Source organism: Aliivibrio fischeri, assembly GCF_009727955.1.
GTDB lineage: Bacteria > Pseudomonadota > Gammaproteobacteria > Enterobacterales > Vibrionaceae > Aliivibrio > Aliivibrio fischeri_A.
Map to the genome: position 1 here is coordinate 1 of NZ_WOBR01000009.1, position 14,955 is coordinate 14,955.

Below are 14,955 nucleotides of genomic sequence, written 5' to 3' on the forward strand. Positions count from 1 at the left end.
TGTTCTGCATATGGATAAATAAGTAAAAATAAGGGGTTAGATACTCTAGCCCCTATTCTACTTTTGATCTCCAAGTGCTTTATATAAAGACAGTATGCTTATCTGCGTAGGTGGCGCAATGTATAGATAATCTTACTGAGTGTTTCATTCTTTATTTTAAAGCACTTCAAAATCAACCAGTAGATACCTATTCAATACAGTGATCTCGCTGATACGAATCAAATATAAAAGGGCTCATCATGACAATCGAAAATATCAGCCAAGCAAAAGTTGCGGGTGGTTGGCACAAACAATACACACATACTTCATCATCTCTAAACTGCAATATGCGCTTTGCTATTTTCTTACCTGCAAACGCATCTGAAAGTAATCCGGTTCCTGTTTTATACTGGTTATCAGGCTTAACTTGTACTGACGAAAACTTCATGCAAAAAGCTGGCGCTTTCAAAAAAGCTGCTGAGTTAGGTATTGCTATTGTGGCTATGGATACAAGCCCTCGAGGTGAAGACGTTGCTGATGATGCAGAAGGTGCATACGATTTTGGCCTAGGTGCTGGATTCTACTTAAATGCAACTCAAGCTCCTTGGAACCGTCATTACCATATGTATGATTATGTGACAAAAGAACTACCATCATTAATCGAAGAACACTTCCCTGTATCAGATAAAAAATCGATTTCGGGTCACAGTATGGGTGGTCATGGTGCTATTACTATCGGCTTAAAAAACCAAGACATGTATCAATCAATTTCTGCATTCAGTCCTATTGCTAGCCCAATTAACTGCCCTTGGGGACAAAAAGCGTTAGGTTTATACTTAGGTGATAATAAAGAAGCTTGGTTAGAATACGACAGTTCTGAACTTCTTAAAAAAGGCTCAAAACTTCCGATCTTAGTTGACCAAGGTGAAGCTGACGGCTTTTTAGAAGAACAATTAAAACCTGAATATCTTCTCTCTTCGGCAGAGAAATCAGGTACTGATATTGAAGTTAGAATGCAACCTGGCTACGACCATAGCTACTTCTTCATCTCAACATTTATTGATGAGCATTTAGAATTTCACGCATCTCACTTAAATAAGTAACAGCATAAATAGAAAAAGCCCAGAGAGGATATCTCTGGGCTTTTTTTATGTTATTTAGAAAATAATACTCTTAGATAAATGCAAGTATTGGAGAGATACAAAGCAGAATACCAGTAATAATAATTAGATTAGTTGCCACACCTTTGTACTTATGAAGTGTAGGTACTTTATACACAAGGTAAGCTGGAATTAAACAACCAACCAAACCAAAAACAGGACTACAAATCGAAGTAAAAGATAAGATAGGCGCATTTAACGCAACAGCAGACCATGCAAGTAATATAATGAATACAGTAATTAGTTTATTTACCAATTGTTTATTAATTGCAGATTCATCCATACGTCTTAATAGTATATTCATGGCAATACCACGACACGCTTCTTGGAATGCCATAAACACACCAAAGAATGATGTCACAACAGCGAAGATATTAATCACGATACCTGTAATCGTTGCCCAGCTACCAGGGAAGTAGTGTGCAATAATCGCTAATGCTGAAATATTTTTATTCATTGCTTCTGCCGCTTGCTCTTGGCTAATCGCAAAAGTAAAAGAAACAGCAAAGAAGAAAACAACAACAAACAAGATACCAAAAGCAATGTTCATTGCTCGTAGCGCTTTAAAGCGAGCAACCTCAATAGATTTTTCATGCGAACGGTATGAAATAACCATCGGGCTTAATGATTGGATAAATAAGATTGATGTTAATGTAAAAGGAAGTGTGATGATCGCATCTTTTAACATTGGACCAAATGATCCCATTGCTGGAATATTTGCCATATCCCAACGAGATACAAGTAATAGCCCCATAATTGCCACTAAAGATAAAACCGTTACAGCCATAAAACCAGAAAGTTTAAACAGTAACTTTTCACCTTTTGAACCAATGAATGCAAGAATACAAATCAGACCTAAACCATAAAATACATTATCGTTTAAATGCCCCTCTGTAACACCAAAAGAATGCAGATATGAAGAACTATCATTAGTTACCGCTAATGAATAAACCAATACCCAAATAACCAACATAATGAAATAAAGAACACCTAAAGCTATCCCCCAGTTTTTACCTAAATAACCAGTAATAACGCCAGGGTAATCCGTACATGTCTTTGCTTCTGCGAGAGTATTAATAAAAAGTTTTTGAAACAAATACATGGCTGGGTAACCAATAATTGAAGATAAAAGAAAAACCCAAAGCCCCATAATACCAACTTGAACAGGTAAAAAAACAATCCCTGCGCCTATAGCCATACCAATACTGATTACAATCCAACCAATATCAGTACTATCGAATTTCGTCGCTTTTTTCCACTCAGAGTCATTCATTCCATCTCTCTCATGATGATGACTCGGCAATGTAGCTGTGTTCATATAAAACTCCATCTTTGTGTAGGGTACGCTATTTTTTATTATTAATAATGCATCATACTTTCTAGGCATAAATGCAACTTTTGAAGAATTTACTCTTAATCATAAAAATAACAATGCAATTTTATTTGAAATGATAGCGAGATCTCAGTTCGAAAAATAAACACAAAAACAACAGAAACCTATTGCATTGCTTGTCAATTAAGCATAAATTCACCAAACAAGTTGGATGCAACTATTTTTGCACAACTTAAAATAAGAGTTAAAATTCAAAATTTATTGCAATTAAGTAGGTTTATATGAAAGAAATTATTGTTGCTGCATCTGCACCTGAAGCTATTGGCCCATATTCTCATGGCACACAATTTAACGGCCTTATTTTTACATCAGGTCAATTACCAGTAGATGGTTCTACTGGTAAAGTGGTTGAGGGTGGAATCACGGCACAATCACAAATGTCTCTACAAAATTTAATTGCTGTTATTGAAGCTGGTGGTGGTGATGTAGATACAGTTTTAAAAACAACTTGCTATCTTGCCAATATTACTGATTTCGCAGCGTTTAACGAAGTATACAAAACCGTTTTCAAAACAGACTGCCCTGCTCGATCATGTTTTGCCGTTAAAGATCTTCCACTTGGCGTATTAGTTGAAGTTGAAGCGATTGCACATCAAAAATAATAATTAGAGATAAAAGGTGACCATCATGAACTCTATCTGGAAACAGTACATTGATATTTTACAAGGTGTTGTAAAACCAGCTCTTGGCTGTACTGAACCAATTTGTGCTGCTTATGCTGCAAGCGTAGCTACACAGATGCTTGGTTCAAAACCAGAAACAATAGATGTTTTTGTTTCTGATAACTTATACAAAAATAGCATGGGTGTTTTTGTGCCAAGAACAGGTAGAGTTGGTCTTGCTATTGCAGCAGCAACTGGAGCCATAGGTGGTAATCCTGATGCCGGCTTAGAAGTATTAGCTAAGATAACTGAAGAAGAAGTAAATGAAGCACAAAGTCTCATTGATAATGGCTGCGTAGTCGTTCAAAGAGAAACCACTGACGAGTTTATTTATTGCCGAGTTATTGCCAAAAATGCACTTCATAGTGCTGAAGTTACCATTAGTGGTGGTCACACTCTAATTATTGAAAAACGTCTTGATGGTAACGTCATTTTCACGCTGGATTCCTCTTTACCAAAAACATCTACAGCGTCAATTTGTGATGGCGTTGATATCACTATCTCATCAATTTATGACTTTGCTACCCAAGCAGAGTTTGATGACATTAAATTTATTTTAGAGGCAAAAGAGTTAAATATCGCTCTTGCTCAAGAAGGCTTAAATAACCCTTACGGTTTAGAAGTTGGTCGCACCTATCAAAAGAACATTGAAAAAGGATTACTTGCTAAAAGTCTAGATAGTGACATTTTGATCTATACTTCTGCAGCATCTGACGCTCGTATGGGAGGCGCGACGCTGCCAGCCATGTCGAATTATGGCAGTGGTAACCAAGGCATTGCGGCAACTATACCAGTAGTAAAAATGGCTGACTTTTTTAATGCTGATGATGAAAAATTAGCTCGAGCTTTTATCATGAGTCATCTTGGTGCCATTTACATTAAATCTCACTACCCACCACTTTCTGCTTTTTGTGGTAATGCTGTTACGTCTGCAGCAGCATCAATGGCAATGGTATATCTAGCTGGTGGCACGTTTGAACAATCTTGCTCAGCCATTCAAAATACCATCAGTGATACCAGCGGTATGATTTGTGACGGTGCAAAATCAACATGCGCAATGAAAGTGGGAAGTAGCGCTCAGTCAGCAATGAAATCCGCTCTATTAGCATTAAATGATCATTGTGTAACGAAACAAGGCGTGATCGCTGATGATGTTGAAAAAACAATTAAAAACATTGGCAGAATGATCACAACAGGTATGCCAAATATTGATCATGAAATCATTGAAATAATGGCGTCATAATGAAAAGATGTCACTTACTCGTTAAGTGACATCTCATTTCACCAACATAAAGAACATATATGCTACATAAACTGACTACAGCCGATAAACTCATACTCAAATCAACTTACAGTATTGTTGATGGCATTGCTGCAATGTTTGGTAAACATGTAGAAGTGGTATTGCACTCTTTAGACTCGGATAACCCATCCATTATTAAAATAGCTAATGGGCATGTAACTGGCCGAGGCATCGGTGCACCTATCACGAACCTAGCACTAGAGAAATTAAAAACAGATTCTGATGTCTCTACCCCTTATTTTACTCGTACAGAAAAAGGGGAATTGCTACGCTCTGTCACATCGATAATTAGAAATGAAGATGGCACCCCAATTGCCTTACTTTGTATTAATTCAAATCTTGATGTTCCAATGAACAGTTTCTTTATGGATCTATTTCCTCAAACCAATCAGCTCACAGCATCACCAGAAACGTTTGCTAAAGACAGTATTGAAATGCTTACTGATTCAATTGCAAAAATTCAACATGATGTATTTGAAGATGAAACCATTGCCGTTTCACGTCGAGTTAGAACCATTGTTGAGCGCTTACACCACCAAGGCGCTTTTAATATTAAAGATGCAATTCAAATAACGGCGAATATTCTTAATGTATCTAAAGACTCTGTTTATCGATACCTAAGAAAGTTCAAATAATACCAATAACTCTTTCTTACCCTTATAAAAAAAGCCCTGAGAATTCAACATTCTCAGGGCTTTATTGCTTAATAACACTAATCGGATATTAACCCGGTAACTGATATGTGTATGGTGCTTGGATACCTAGTGGAATACCTAGAGCCCAGTATGCAAGTAGGAACACAGTCCAACCAACTAACATAGCAATAGAGAATGGCATCATTAGTGAAGCAAGAGTACCGATACCCGTAGACTTAACGTAACGTTGGCAATAAACCACTACTAATGGGAAGAATACCATTAGAGGTGAGATGATATTCGAAACTGAATCACCAACACGGTAAGCCGCTTGAGAAAGTTCAGGTGAAATACCAACACCCATTAGCATAGGTACTAGTACAGGACCAATTAGAGCCCATTTAGCTGATGCTGAACCAATTAATAAGTTAACCATTGCCGTTAGCAAAATCATACCAATAATGGTCATTTGACCTGGTAGGTCCATCGCTTTTAAGAAATCAGCACCGTACATTGCTAGAATTGTACCGATGTTTGATTGACTGAATGCCACTAAGAATTGTGCACAGAAGAATGACATAACCATGTATGCACCCATTGTACCCATCGTTTGTGACATTGCTTTGATTACATCATTACTGCTCTTAAATGTTCCTGAAACACGGCCATAAACAATGCCAGGAATAATAAATAGAATGAAGATAAGTGGAACAATTGACTTCATTAATGGTGCGGAAAATGACGTAATTTCACCATCAGGAGAGCGAAGTGCTGAGTTTTCTGGATAGATTAAAGCAATTAATAATGCAATACCTGCAACCATTGCCCAACCAGCAAATTTGAATGCTTTTGATTCAATCTCAGTGAATGAACCTAAGTCAGGTGCTTCTTCAGCATCTTCGTCTACTGGTGTATTTGCTAAGCGAGGCTCGATAATCTTATCTGTTACATACCAACCGATCACAACAATTAGAATTGAAGAAAGACCAGTAAAGTAAATGTTTGCTAATGGGTTAACAATATAAGAAGTATCTAGTACTTGAGCGGCTGTTTGAGTAAAGCCAGCCAGTAATGGATCAATACCTGATGGGATAAAGTTTGCAGAGAAACCACCAGATACACCAGCAAATGCTGCTGCGATACCAGCTAGTGGATGACGGCCTGCTGCGTGGAAAATAATACCACCTAGAGGAATAACTAAAACGTAACCTGCATCTGCTGCTGTATGCGAAACGATAGCAACAAGAATAAGCATAGGTGTTAATAGTTTAGCTGGCGTAAAGTTAAGCATTTTCTTTAGGCCAGTTTGAATAAAGCCAGAAGTATCTGCAACACCAACACCTAACATAGCAACCAATACGATACCTAAAGGAGCAAAGCCCGTGAAGTTCGTTACCATTGTTGCTAAAAAGTTTGCTAGAGAATCACCAGTTAAAAGGTTTTTCACTTGAACCGCGTCTTGGGTTACAGGGTGAATTAAGTCAAATTGTACTTGTGATAATAGCGCTGAAAGACCCCAAACAATTAAAAGGCCCCAAAAAAACAATAGTGCAGGATCTGGTATCTTGTTACCTACTCGTTCAATTGTATTCAGAAAACGATCCATGCCGCTAAGCTTAGGGGTTTTCTCTGCTACTTGGTTACTCATTAGTAACTCCATTTTCTGTAATGTTGTATTTAAAGATAAAGAGATTTGATTTTTTTTATTCTTTATCTATTCCTTTGCTAAATCAGTGTAAACCAGATATTGCCAAGAAAAGCTTAATACATTGCATTTTCAGCGCTATACAAATGTTTAATTTGTAAATTAATGTTTCAATGAAACATATATCTAACAACATTAATATTTGCATTACAATAGAAACAAAAAAAGCGCCTTTCGGCGCTTTAATAAATAGAATTTATATCAACAATTATTGAGGATTATTCCCACTCAATTGTTGCTGGTGGCTTACCTGAAATATCGTAAACTACACGAGAAATGCCATTAACTTCATTAATAATACGATTAGATACTTTACCTAAGAAATCGTATGGTAAATGTGCCCAATGCGCAGTCATAAAGTCGATAGTCTCAACAGCACGTAGAGAAACAACCCAATCGTACTTACGACCATCGCCCATTACACCAACTGAGCGAACAGGTAAAAATACAGTGAATGCTTGAGATACTTTATTATAAAGATCTGCATTGTGTAGTTCTTCAATAAAGATAGCATCAGCACGACGTAGTAAATCACAGTATTCTTTCTTGATTTCACCAAGAACACGAACACCTAAGCCTGGACCAGGGAATGGGTGGCGGTAAAGCATGTTGTAAGGCAAGCCTAGTTCTAGACCGATCTTACGAACTTCATCTTTAAATAATTCACGTAAAGGCTCAACAAGACCCATTTCCATATCATCTGGCAAACCGCCAACGTTATGGTGTGATTTAATTACGTGCGCTTTACCTGTTTTAGATGCTGCTGATTCAATAACATCAGGGTAGATAGTACCTTGTGCTAACCATTTAGCATTTTTCAGTTTCTTAGATTCTTCATCAAAGATATCTACAAATACGTGACCGATGATCTTACGTTTTGCTTCAGGATCCGATTCACCTTCTAGTGCATCAAGGAAACGCTGCTCAGCATTAACGTGAATAATGTTTAGGCCAAATTTATTGCCAAACATTTCCATTACTTGATCAGCTTCATTTAAACGTAGTAAACCGTTATCAACGAATACACACGTTAGTTTGTCACCAATTGCACGGTGAGCAAGCATTGCAACTACTGATGAGTCAACGCCACCAGATAGACCAAGAATCACTTCATCATCACCTACTTGCTCTTTAATTCGAGCAACAGCATCTTCAATAATAGAAGCTGATGTCCATAAACCTTCACAACCACATACATTAAGAACAAAGTTCTCAAGCATTTTCATGCCATTTTTAGTGTGAGTTACTTCTGGGTGGAATTGAACACCGTAGTATTTTTTCTCTTCGTTCGCCATTGCAGCGTATGGACAGGTTTCAGTCTCTGCAATTTTTACGAAATCAGATGGAATTTCAACGACTTTATCACCATGGCTCATCCAAACATCTTGAGTTGCTTCAAGATCTTTAAATAACGCTGATTCACCTGTTACTTGTACTGCTGCATAACCAAACTCACGTTCAGTTGATGTTGCAACTTTACCACCCAGTTGCTCTGCCATTGTTTGCATGCCGTAACACACACCAAATACAGGAACACCTGAATCAAATACATATTGTGGTGCACGAGGAGAGTTTTCTTCTGTAACACTCTCAGGTCCACCAGATAAAATAATACCGTCTGGATTAAAATCACGGATGTCAGATTCTTCTACATCCCAGCTCCAAAGCTCACAGTAAACACCAATCTCACGAATACGACGCGCAACAAGCTGCGTGTATTGAGAACCAAAATCTAAAATAAGAATACGTTGATCGTGGATATTAGTCGTCATTAGTCTTTCTCAAAAAATCATTTATTTAGTGTGGCTTTCATATAAACCACACGCTTAAAATTGAATTTGGTACAAAGTATTTTTTCTTTATATTTCAAAGCAGAATCATTCGAGTTCTAGGAAAAGGCACGGAGTTTACAAGTGTAAATGAGTACCTTTGACAACGAAATCGGAAGATTCTGCAAAGAAAATTAAGAAAAATTAGCCTAGGCGCTTCTTTTAACCCAAACGATAATTAGGCGCTTCTTTCGTAATTTGAACATCATGTACGTGAGACTCTTTCATGCCTGCACCTGAGATACGAACAAATTCAGCTTTAGTACGCATGTCTTCAATTGTTGCAGAACCTGTTAGACCCATGCTTGAACGTAGACCACCCATTTGTTGGTGAACGATCTCTTTTAGACGACCTTTATATGCGATACGACCTTCGATACCTTCTGGTACCAATTTATCTGCTGCATTATCTGATTGGAAGTAACGGTCTGAAGAACCTTGAGACATTGCACCTAGTGAACCCATACCACGGTATGCTTTGTATGAACGACCTTGGTAAAGAATCACTTCACCTGGTGCTTCTTCTGTACCTGCGAACATTGAGCCAACCATCACACATGATGCGCCAGCTACGATTGCTTTACAGATATCACCAGAGAAACGAATACCACCATCAGCGATAACTGGAATACCGTATTCAGCCGCCGCTGCTGCTGCATCTGCAATTGCTGTTACTTGAGGAACACCCACACCTGTTACGATGCGAGTTGTACAGATTGAACCTGGGCCAATACCCACTTTAACAGCGCTTACACCAGCTTCGATTAGTGCTTTTGCACCAGCCGCTGTTGCAACGTTACCACCAATAATATCTAAATCTGGGTATGCTGCACGAGTTTCACGGATACGGTTTAAAACACCTTCTGAGTGACCGTGTGAAGAGTCGATTAATAGAACATCTACACCCGCTTCTACTAGTGCTTTAACACGCTCTTCGTTACCAGCGCCTGCACCTACTGCAGCACCTACACGTAGACGACCACGCTCGTCTTTACATGCATTTGGTTTACGTTCTGCTTTATGGAAATCTTTTGCAGTGATCATACCGGTTAGTTGGAACTCATCGTTCACTACCAATACTTTTTCTACACGCGCTTCATGCATTTTCTCTTGAACTTCTTCACGAGTAGCGCCCTCTTTAACAGAAGCTAAACGCGATTTTGGCGTCATTACAACGTCAACTTTCTTAGATAAATCAGTTACAAAGCGAACATCACGACCAGTGATAATACCAACAAGTTCATTAGTTTCAGTTACTACAGGGAAACCAGCAAAGCCGTGTTTCTCTGTTAGTTCTTTAACATCTTGAATAGTTGCGTCTGGACGAACAGTGACAGGAGCAGAAACAACGCCAGCTTCAAAGATTTTAACTAGGCGAACTTCTTCAGCTTGCTGTTCAATAGACATGTTTTTGTGGATAAAACCGATGCCACCCTCTTGCGCTAATGCAATAGCAAGGCGCGCTTCTGTTACCGTATCCATAGATGCTGAGATCATTGGAATATTCAGAGAAATGTTCTTGGTTAACTGAGTGCGAAGATCAGCAGTGTTAGGAAGAACTGTTGAGTGTGCTGGGACGAGTAAAACGTCATCGAAGGTTAGAGCTTCTTTTGCGATTCGTAGCATTTGCAATATCTCACAACAAAGGTGTTTAAAGGAATAAATCCCACTTTATCGTTTCGCATAATAAAGTGTTTTGGATTTGATATTGCAGACGGATTATACGCATAGCGCAAACGCTTGGCTACACATTTATTTATTTTTAATTTGCAATTACCCCCTTGATATGTATTATATTGCCGCTAATTCCTATAGCCATGTCTAAGGCATTCTGATGTCTCTCGATTCCAATCCTCGTATCTTTACTGTCTCTCGATTGAATGCTGAAGTTCGCCTATTATTAGAGAACGAGATGGGAATTGTCTGGTTAGTCGGCGAAATCTCCAATCTTACCGTGCCTGTTTCTGGCCACTGGTACCTCACTTTAAAAGACAGTCAAGCACAAGTGAAATGTGCCATGTTTAAAGGCAATAACCGACGAGTTACCTTTAAACCACAAAACGGTAAACAAGTTCTTGTTAAAGCCCGCCTCTCTCTTTACGAACCTCGTGGTGACTATCAACTTATCATTGAAAGTATGCAACCAGAGGGAGATGGCCGTCTTCAACAAGAATTTGATCAACTCAAAATGTCACTGGCTGCTGAAGGGTTATTTGCTCAAACAGCTAAGAAGCCCTTACCTGAACAACCAAGACGTGTTGGTATCATTACTTCACAAACAGGGGCTGCCCTTTTTGATATTCTCCATGTATTAAAAAGACGAGATCCAAACCTACCTGTTGTTATTTATCCAACCATGGTTCAAGGAAGCGGTGCCGCTATACAAATAGCTCAAGCCATTGGACGAGCTAACACTCGCAATGAATGTGATATTTTGATTGTCGGTCGAGGCGGTGGCTCATTAGAAGATCTTTGGTGTTTTAATGAAGAGATTGTAGCTAGAACAATTGCAGCAAGTGGGATCCCAATCGTGAGTGCTGTAGGGCATGAAATTGATGTTACTATTGCAGACTTTGTTGCTGATGTTCGTGCACCTACACCTTCAGCAGCTGCTGAATTAGTTAGCCGTGATTTATCAACGCAGTTACAAACCGTTGCTCATCAAAAACGCCGTTTAAATAGTGCAATGGAACGTTATTTATCACATCAACAGCGTTCATTATCGGCTTATCAACACCGAATTGAAAAGCAACATCCTCAGATGCAGCTAAACAATCAAAGCCAACGCTTAGATGATCTTAATCAGAGATTGATGAATCATATTCAGCAACGCCTCCAACGTCAGCAACACAGAGTTGAAAACTTAACGCTACGATTAAATAATTTATCTCCGACAAAAAGAATCTCTCAAGATAAATCACACATTGAAGAACTCAAACGTCGCTTATTAGATTCAATGGATAGAAATCTATTAATGCAACGTCATCAATTAGCTCTGGCTGCAGAGAAGCTAGATACAGTGAGTCCTTTAGCTACCTTAATGCGTGGTTACTCCATCACCCATAATCAAGATGGGAAGATCATCACTTCAACAAAACAAGTGGAGTTAGGTGATAACATTACCACTCGTTTTGCTGATGGTGATATTACATCAACGGTAACTAAAACATCTGAACTTAGCTAATTGCAATTTCAGAAAATTCCGTTTTTGCTCGTGATTTAGACTTAAGTTCATTGCAATCATGACAAAAATAGCTTGCTGCGCCACAAGCATTAAGCTTTTCCATTTCTTTACTGCAATCAGGGCAATAAGCCACTTTCTTAAAATCTATCTGACAAAAGTCACAATGATAACCCTCTTTCTGCCAACGTAATTCAGATTGGCATTTTGGACATTGATTTTCTTGCATCACTCATTCCTTCTTTAATCGTTCTTATTCAATAATACTCTTTATTCAGTATATTCAAATGATGTGGATCTTCATGCTTATAGGGATCTGATCAGCGATCATGCCCTTTAAGAACATTTATATAACCACACCCCGAAAGCATTAGTTACATATGCTGTTTTTCAATTTAAAACCACATTAAAATCTAAATTTAACATTTAATATCAGAAGATCCAGCACATCAATCATTCTTTGGCTTATGATTTTCAGTGAAAAATACTCTAATTACACAAAATGCAGAATGAAATATACATGGAATGTAATTTCCATTTTTTAGATTATTTTTTAATCGATGTTGTTAGCATAAGGAGCTCTTGTTCGCTTTTCTCTTCCAATTTGACGGTAATTGTTGCGTATTCTTTAAATGAACTAACATGCGTACCACCACAAGGAAGTTTTGCTATTCCATCTATACCAAAATCTACTATCCAGTAACGTGAATCGGTTAACGCTTTACCATCACATTGCATAGTTACTTGGCTTTCTAGGGCAAGCCACTCAATAATTTGATGATTGACTGCTTCTTCTATTGTCTTAAGATCCGCCATCATCTCTGCACTATTAAGACCACGCTTACGTAATGTTTTACCTAAACGATATACATCTTCACAATGATCTTCAGATACAAAGCTGGTTTCTTGCGCATAGCTATTAAAATTATAGTGACCTAATTCGTCTTTTCTATCAGCATCTTTACGCCAGTAGTTAGCATGAAGCACTTTATTTAGTGCTAAATAAGCAATATGCCCTGCACTATGACCACGACTTAATGCTTTTTGATACTCCTCATCAACACGCAAAGTAACAATATTTTCTACTGCTATATCCGCATCTTTAGAGATTAAATGCGAAACAACAAAGACCCATCCCTCTTCGCCACGTTTAATTGGAATATCTTTTCCAATATAAAGCTCACCTGTAGCAAGTTCTATAGCTCCAGTTTGACAAGCAAGTACTGAGTATTCTTCATTATTAATCAGTATTACACCTTTATCTTCTGGGTGATCTGGCCAAATATGGCTAACAGGGTGGAATGGCGTCTCTTTAGTAATTACCCACTTTCCTTGCTCTGTTTCTTTGATAAGTAGCACTGTGGAGTCTGATTGCCATGTGTTATGACAAAATAAAATTTCGGTTGCTGCTAATTGAGTCATGATTTTTACCTAAAAAAAACGCCCAACAACTAGATGGGCGTTTTATTATTTAATATACATTTAAGAACGTAACTCTGGATTACTTCTTGTTGCGGTTTTTCACTGCACCTAACAGACGCTTGCGTTGACGCTCTTGCGACATAGTTAGTTTGCCACCACGATCTTCAAATGGGTTTTCGCTATTCTGGAATTGAATACGAATTGGAGTGCCCATAATTTCTAAAGACTTACGGTAGTAGTTCATTAAGAAACGTTTGTATGAAGATGGTAATTCTTTCACTTGGTTACCGTGAATAACGATAAGTGGTGGATTGTAACCACCTGCGTGAGCGTATTTTAGCTTCACACGACGGCCACGAACCAATGGTGGTTGGTGATCATCTTGTGCCATTTTCATGATACGAGTTAGAACAGAAGTACCAACACGCTTAGTAGCAGAAACGTATGCTTCTTGAACTGATTCGTATAAGTGACCTACACCAGTACCATGTAGAGCTGAAATAAAGTGAATACGAGCAAAATCAACAAAACCTAAACGGCGATCAAGTTCAGATTTTACTTTTTCTTTCACATCGTTATCTAAACCATCCCATTTGTTCACAGCAATTACTAATGAACGACCCGCATTAAGCGCAAAACCTAATAAACTTAAATCTTGATCTGAGATGTTTTCACGAGCATCAATCACCAGTAGAACAACGTTTGCATCTTCAACGGCTTTTAATGTTTTGATTACAGAGAATTTTTCTACGGTTTCATTAATACGGCCACGACGACGAACACCTGCAGTATCAATTAATACGTATTCTTGACCTTCACGTTCCATAGGAATGTAAATAGAGTCACGAGTTGTACCAGGCATATCGTAAACCACCACACGTTCTTCACCAAGAATACGGTTAGTCAGTGTCGATTTACCTACGTTTGGACGACCAATGATAGCTAGTTTAATAGGTTGATCCTGAAGACGAGCAAAATCTTTCTCTGCATCTTCTTCAGTTAGATCTTTCTCTTCGTCTTCAAAATCTTCAAATTCAGTTAAATCAGTGATTTCACCGTTTTCATCTTTCAAAGACTCTTCAACAAGCTCTTCCATAAAAGGAGCTAAAGCAAGTTCGAGTAAAGACGTTACACCACGCCCGTGTGAAGCTGCAATTTGGTATACTTTATTCATACCTAATTGCCAGAACTCAGCACTTGCAGCATCAGCATCAATACCATCGATCTTGTTAACAACTAAGAACGTTGGCTTTTCTCGTGAACGTAAGTGTTTTGCAATGGCTTCATCTGCAGATGTTAAACCAGCACGACCATCAACCATAAATAGCACAACATCAGCTTCTTCGATCGCAGCTAATGACTGTTCTGCCATTTTAGTTTCAACGCCTTGTTCTGTTCCATCGATACCGCCGGTATCAATCAGAATGAATTCTTGCTCTTCTAACTTAGCTCGTCCGTATTTACGGTCACGAGTTAAACCAGGAAAGTCAGCAACTAATGCATCCCTTGTGCGTGTAAGACGGTTAAATAGCGTCGATTTACCAACATTTGGACGCCCTACCAGAGCAACAACAGGAATCATATATACCTCTTTATTTAATCATAGGCATAGCGCGAGCTAATACCAATTTGATGATGGTTTTGACTGATTCATTACACATAAAGCCATCACCAAATTGGATTATC

General features: G+C 38.3%; 12 protein-coding genes. 5 read left to right on the forward strand and 7 right to left on the reverse strand.

Annotated elements, in window-relative coordinates:
- Nucleotides 1-239 precede the first annotated feature (239 nt).
- Nucleotides 240-1,082 carry an S-formylglutathione hydrolase gene (gene fghA, locus GNP81_RS12815; protein WP_005417968.1) on the forward strand — a complete coding sequence of 281 codons (843 nt, stop codon included), beginning with the start codon at nt 240-242 and terminating at the stop codon, nt 1,080-1,082.
- A gap of 70 nt (nt 1,083-1,152) precedes the next feature.
- Here fghA and GNP81_RS12820 read toward each other — a convergent pair whose 3' ends face one another.
- A complete protein-coding gene (locus GNP81_RS12820) occupies nt 1,153-2,457 on the reverse strand; it encodes an SLC5/6 family protein (protein ID WP_012534003.1) in 1,305 nt (434 codons plus the stop codon).
- A gap of 296 nt (nt 2,458-2,753) precedes the next feature.
- Between GNP81_RS12820 and GNP81_RS12825 the strand changes: the two genes are divergently transcribed.
- The 3 genes from GNP81_RS12825 to GNP81_RS12835 are packed head-to-tail and all read left to right on the forward strand — an operon-like array spanning nt 2,754 to nt 5,132.
- Nucleotides 2,754-3,134, forward strand: coding sequence for a Rid family detoxifying hydrolase (locus GNP81_RS12825; protein ID WP_155674717.1), 381 nt, complete (start codon nt 2,754-2,756; stop codon nt 3,132-3,134).
- A gap of 25 nt (nt 3,135-3,159) precedes the next feature.
- Entirely contained in the window at nt 3,160-4,437 is a 1,278-nt protein-coding gene (locus GNP81_RS12830; RefSeq protein ID WP_155672884.1) for an L-cysteine desulfidase family protein, read from the forward strand.
- Between the two features lie 59 nt (nt 4,438-4,496).
- Nucleotides 4,497-5,132: a helix-turn-helix transcriptional regulator gene (locus GNP81_RS12835; protein WP_155672885.1), complete on the forward strand. Its 636-nt coding sequence runs from the start codon at nt 4,497-4,499 to the stop codon at nt 5,130-5,132.
- A gap of 88 nt (nt 5,133-5,220) precedes the next feature.
- Here the strand turns inward: GNP81_RS12835 and GNP81_RS12840 are convergent, their stop codons facing one another.
- From GNP81_RS12840 to guaB, 3 genes are all read right to left on the reverse strand, one after another.
- The gene (locus tag GNP81_RS12840) at nt 5,221-6,780 is read right to left on the reverse strand and encodes an AbgT family transporter (protein ID WP_155672886.1); all 1,560 of its coding nucleotides are present in this window, start codon (nt 6,778-6,780) and stop codon (nt 5,221-5,223) included.
- A gap of 275 nt (nt 6,781-7,055) precedes the next feature.
- Nucleotides 7,056-8,609 carry a glutamine-hydrolyzing GMP synthase gene (gene guaA, locus GNP81_RS12845; RefSeq protein WP_005417959.1) on the reverse strand — a complete coding sequence of 518 codons (1,554 nt, stop codon included), beginning with the start codon at nt 8,607-8,609 and terminating at the stop codon, nt 7,056-7,058.
- 219 nt (nt 8,610-8,828) lie between these two features.
- The gene (gene guaB / locus GNP81_RS12850; protein WP_155672887.1) at nt 8,829-10,292 is read right to left on the reverse strand and encodes an IMP dehydrogenase; all 1,464 of its coding nucleotides are present in this window, start codon (nt 10,290-10,292) and stop codon (nt 8,829-8,831) included.
- 208 nt (nt 10,293-10,500) lie between these two features.
- Between guaB and xseA the strand changes: the two genes are divergently transcribed.
- Nucleotides 10,501-11,850, forward strand: a complete 1,350-nt coding sequence (gene xseA / locus GNP81_RS12855; RefSeq protein WP_155674715.1) for an exodeoxyribonuclease VII large subunit — start codon at nt 10,501-10,503, stop codon at nt 11,848-11,850.
- Here xseA and GNP81_RS12860 read toward each other — a convergent pair.
- The 3 genes from GNP81_RS12860 to der all read right to left on the reverse strand — a co-directional run bounded on the left by GNP81_RS12860 (nt 11,843) and on the right by der (nt 14,851).
- Nucleotides 11,843-12,076: a zinc ribbon domain-containing protein gene (locus GNP81_RS12860; RefSeq protein WP_012533706.1), complete on the reverse strand. Its 234-nt coding sequence runs from the start codon at nt 12,074-12,076 to the stop codon at nt 11,843-11,845. The genes xseA and GNP81_RS12860 overlap by 8 nt on opposite strands.
- 317 nt (nt 12,077-12,393) lie before the next feature.
- The gene (locus GNP81_RS12865; protein WP_155674713.1) at nt 12,394-13,269 is read right to left on the reverse strand and encodes an alanyl-tRNA editing protein; all 876 of its coding nucleotides are present in this window, start codon (nt 13,267-13,269) and stop codon (nt 12,394-12,396) included.
- A gap of 79 nt (nt 13,270-13,348) precedes the next feature.
- On the reverse strand, nt 13,349-14,851 hold the full coding sequence (der, locus tag GNP81_RS12870; RefSeq protein WP_011261369.1) for a ribosome biogenesis GTPase Der: 1,503 nt from the start codon (nt 14,849-14,851) through the stop codon (nt 13,349-13,351).
- Nucleotides 14,852-14,955: the final 104 nt, after the last annotated feature.

What these genes read in the sequence shown, in the direction of transcription:
- GNP81_RS12830 (WP_155672884.1), top strand. Translation starts at nt 3,160, where the DNA reads ATGAACTCTATCTGGAAACAGTACATTGATATTTTACAAGGTGTTGTA.
- guaB (WP_155672887.1), bottom strand. Translation starts at nt 10,292, where the DNA reads ATGCTACGAATCGCAAAAGAAGCTCTAACCTTCGATGACGTTTTACTC.
- guaA (WP_005417959.1), bottom strand. Translation starts at nt 8,609, where the DNA reads ATGACGACTAATATCCACGATCAACGTATTCTTATTTTAGATTTTGGT.
- GNP81_RS12860 (WP_012533706.1), bottom strand. Translation starts at nt 12,076, where the DNA reads ATGCAAGAAAATCAATGTCCAAAATGCCAATCTGAATTACGTTGGCAG.
- der (WP_011261369.1), bottom strand. Translation starts at nt 14,851, where the DNA reads ATGATTCCTGTTGTTGCTCTGGTAGGGCGTCCAAATGTTGGTAAATCG.
- xseA (WP_155674715.1), top strand. Translation starts at nt 10,501, where the DNA reads ATGTCTCTCGATTCCAATCCTCGTATCTTTACTGTCTCTCGATTGAAT.
- fghA (WP_005417968.1), top strand. Translation starts at nt 240, where the DNA reads ATGACAATCGAAAATATCAGCCAAGCAAAAGTTGCGGGTGGTTGGCAC.
- GNP81_RS12820 (WP_012534003.1), bottom strand. Translation starts at nt 2,457, where the DNA reads ATGAACACAGCTACATTGCCGAGTCATCATCATGAGAGAGATGGAATG.
- GNP81_RS12840 (WP_155672886.1), bottom strand. Translation starts at nt 6,780, where the DNA reads ATGAGTAACCAAGTAGCAGAGAAAACCCCTAAGCTTAGCGGCATGGAT.
- GNP81_RS12835 (WP_155672885.1), top strand. Translation starts at nt 4,497, where the DNA reads ATGCTACATAAACTGACTACAGCCGATAAACTCATACTCAAATCAACT.
- GNP81_RS12865 (WP_155674713.1), bottom strand. Translation starts at nt 13,269, where the DNA reads ATGACTCAATTAGCAGCAACCGAAATTTTATTTTGTCATAACACATGG.
- GNP81_RS12825 (WP_155674717.1), top strand. Translation starts at nt 2,754, where the DNA reads ATGAAAGAAATTATTGTTGCTGCATCTGCACCTGAAGCTATTGGCCCA.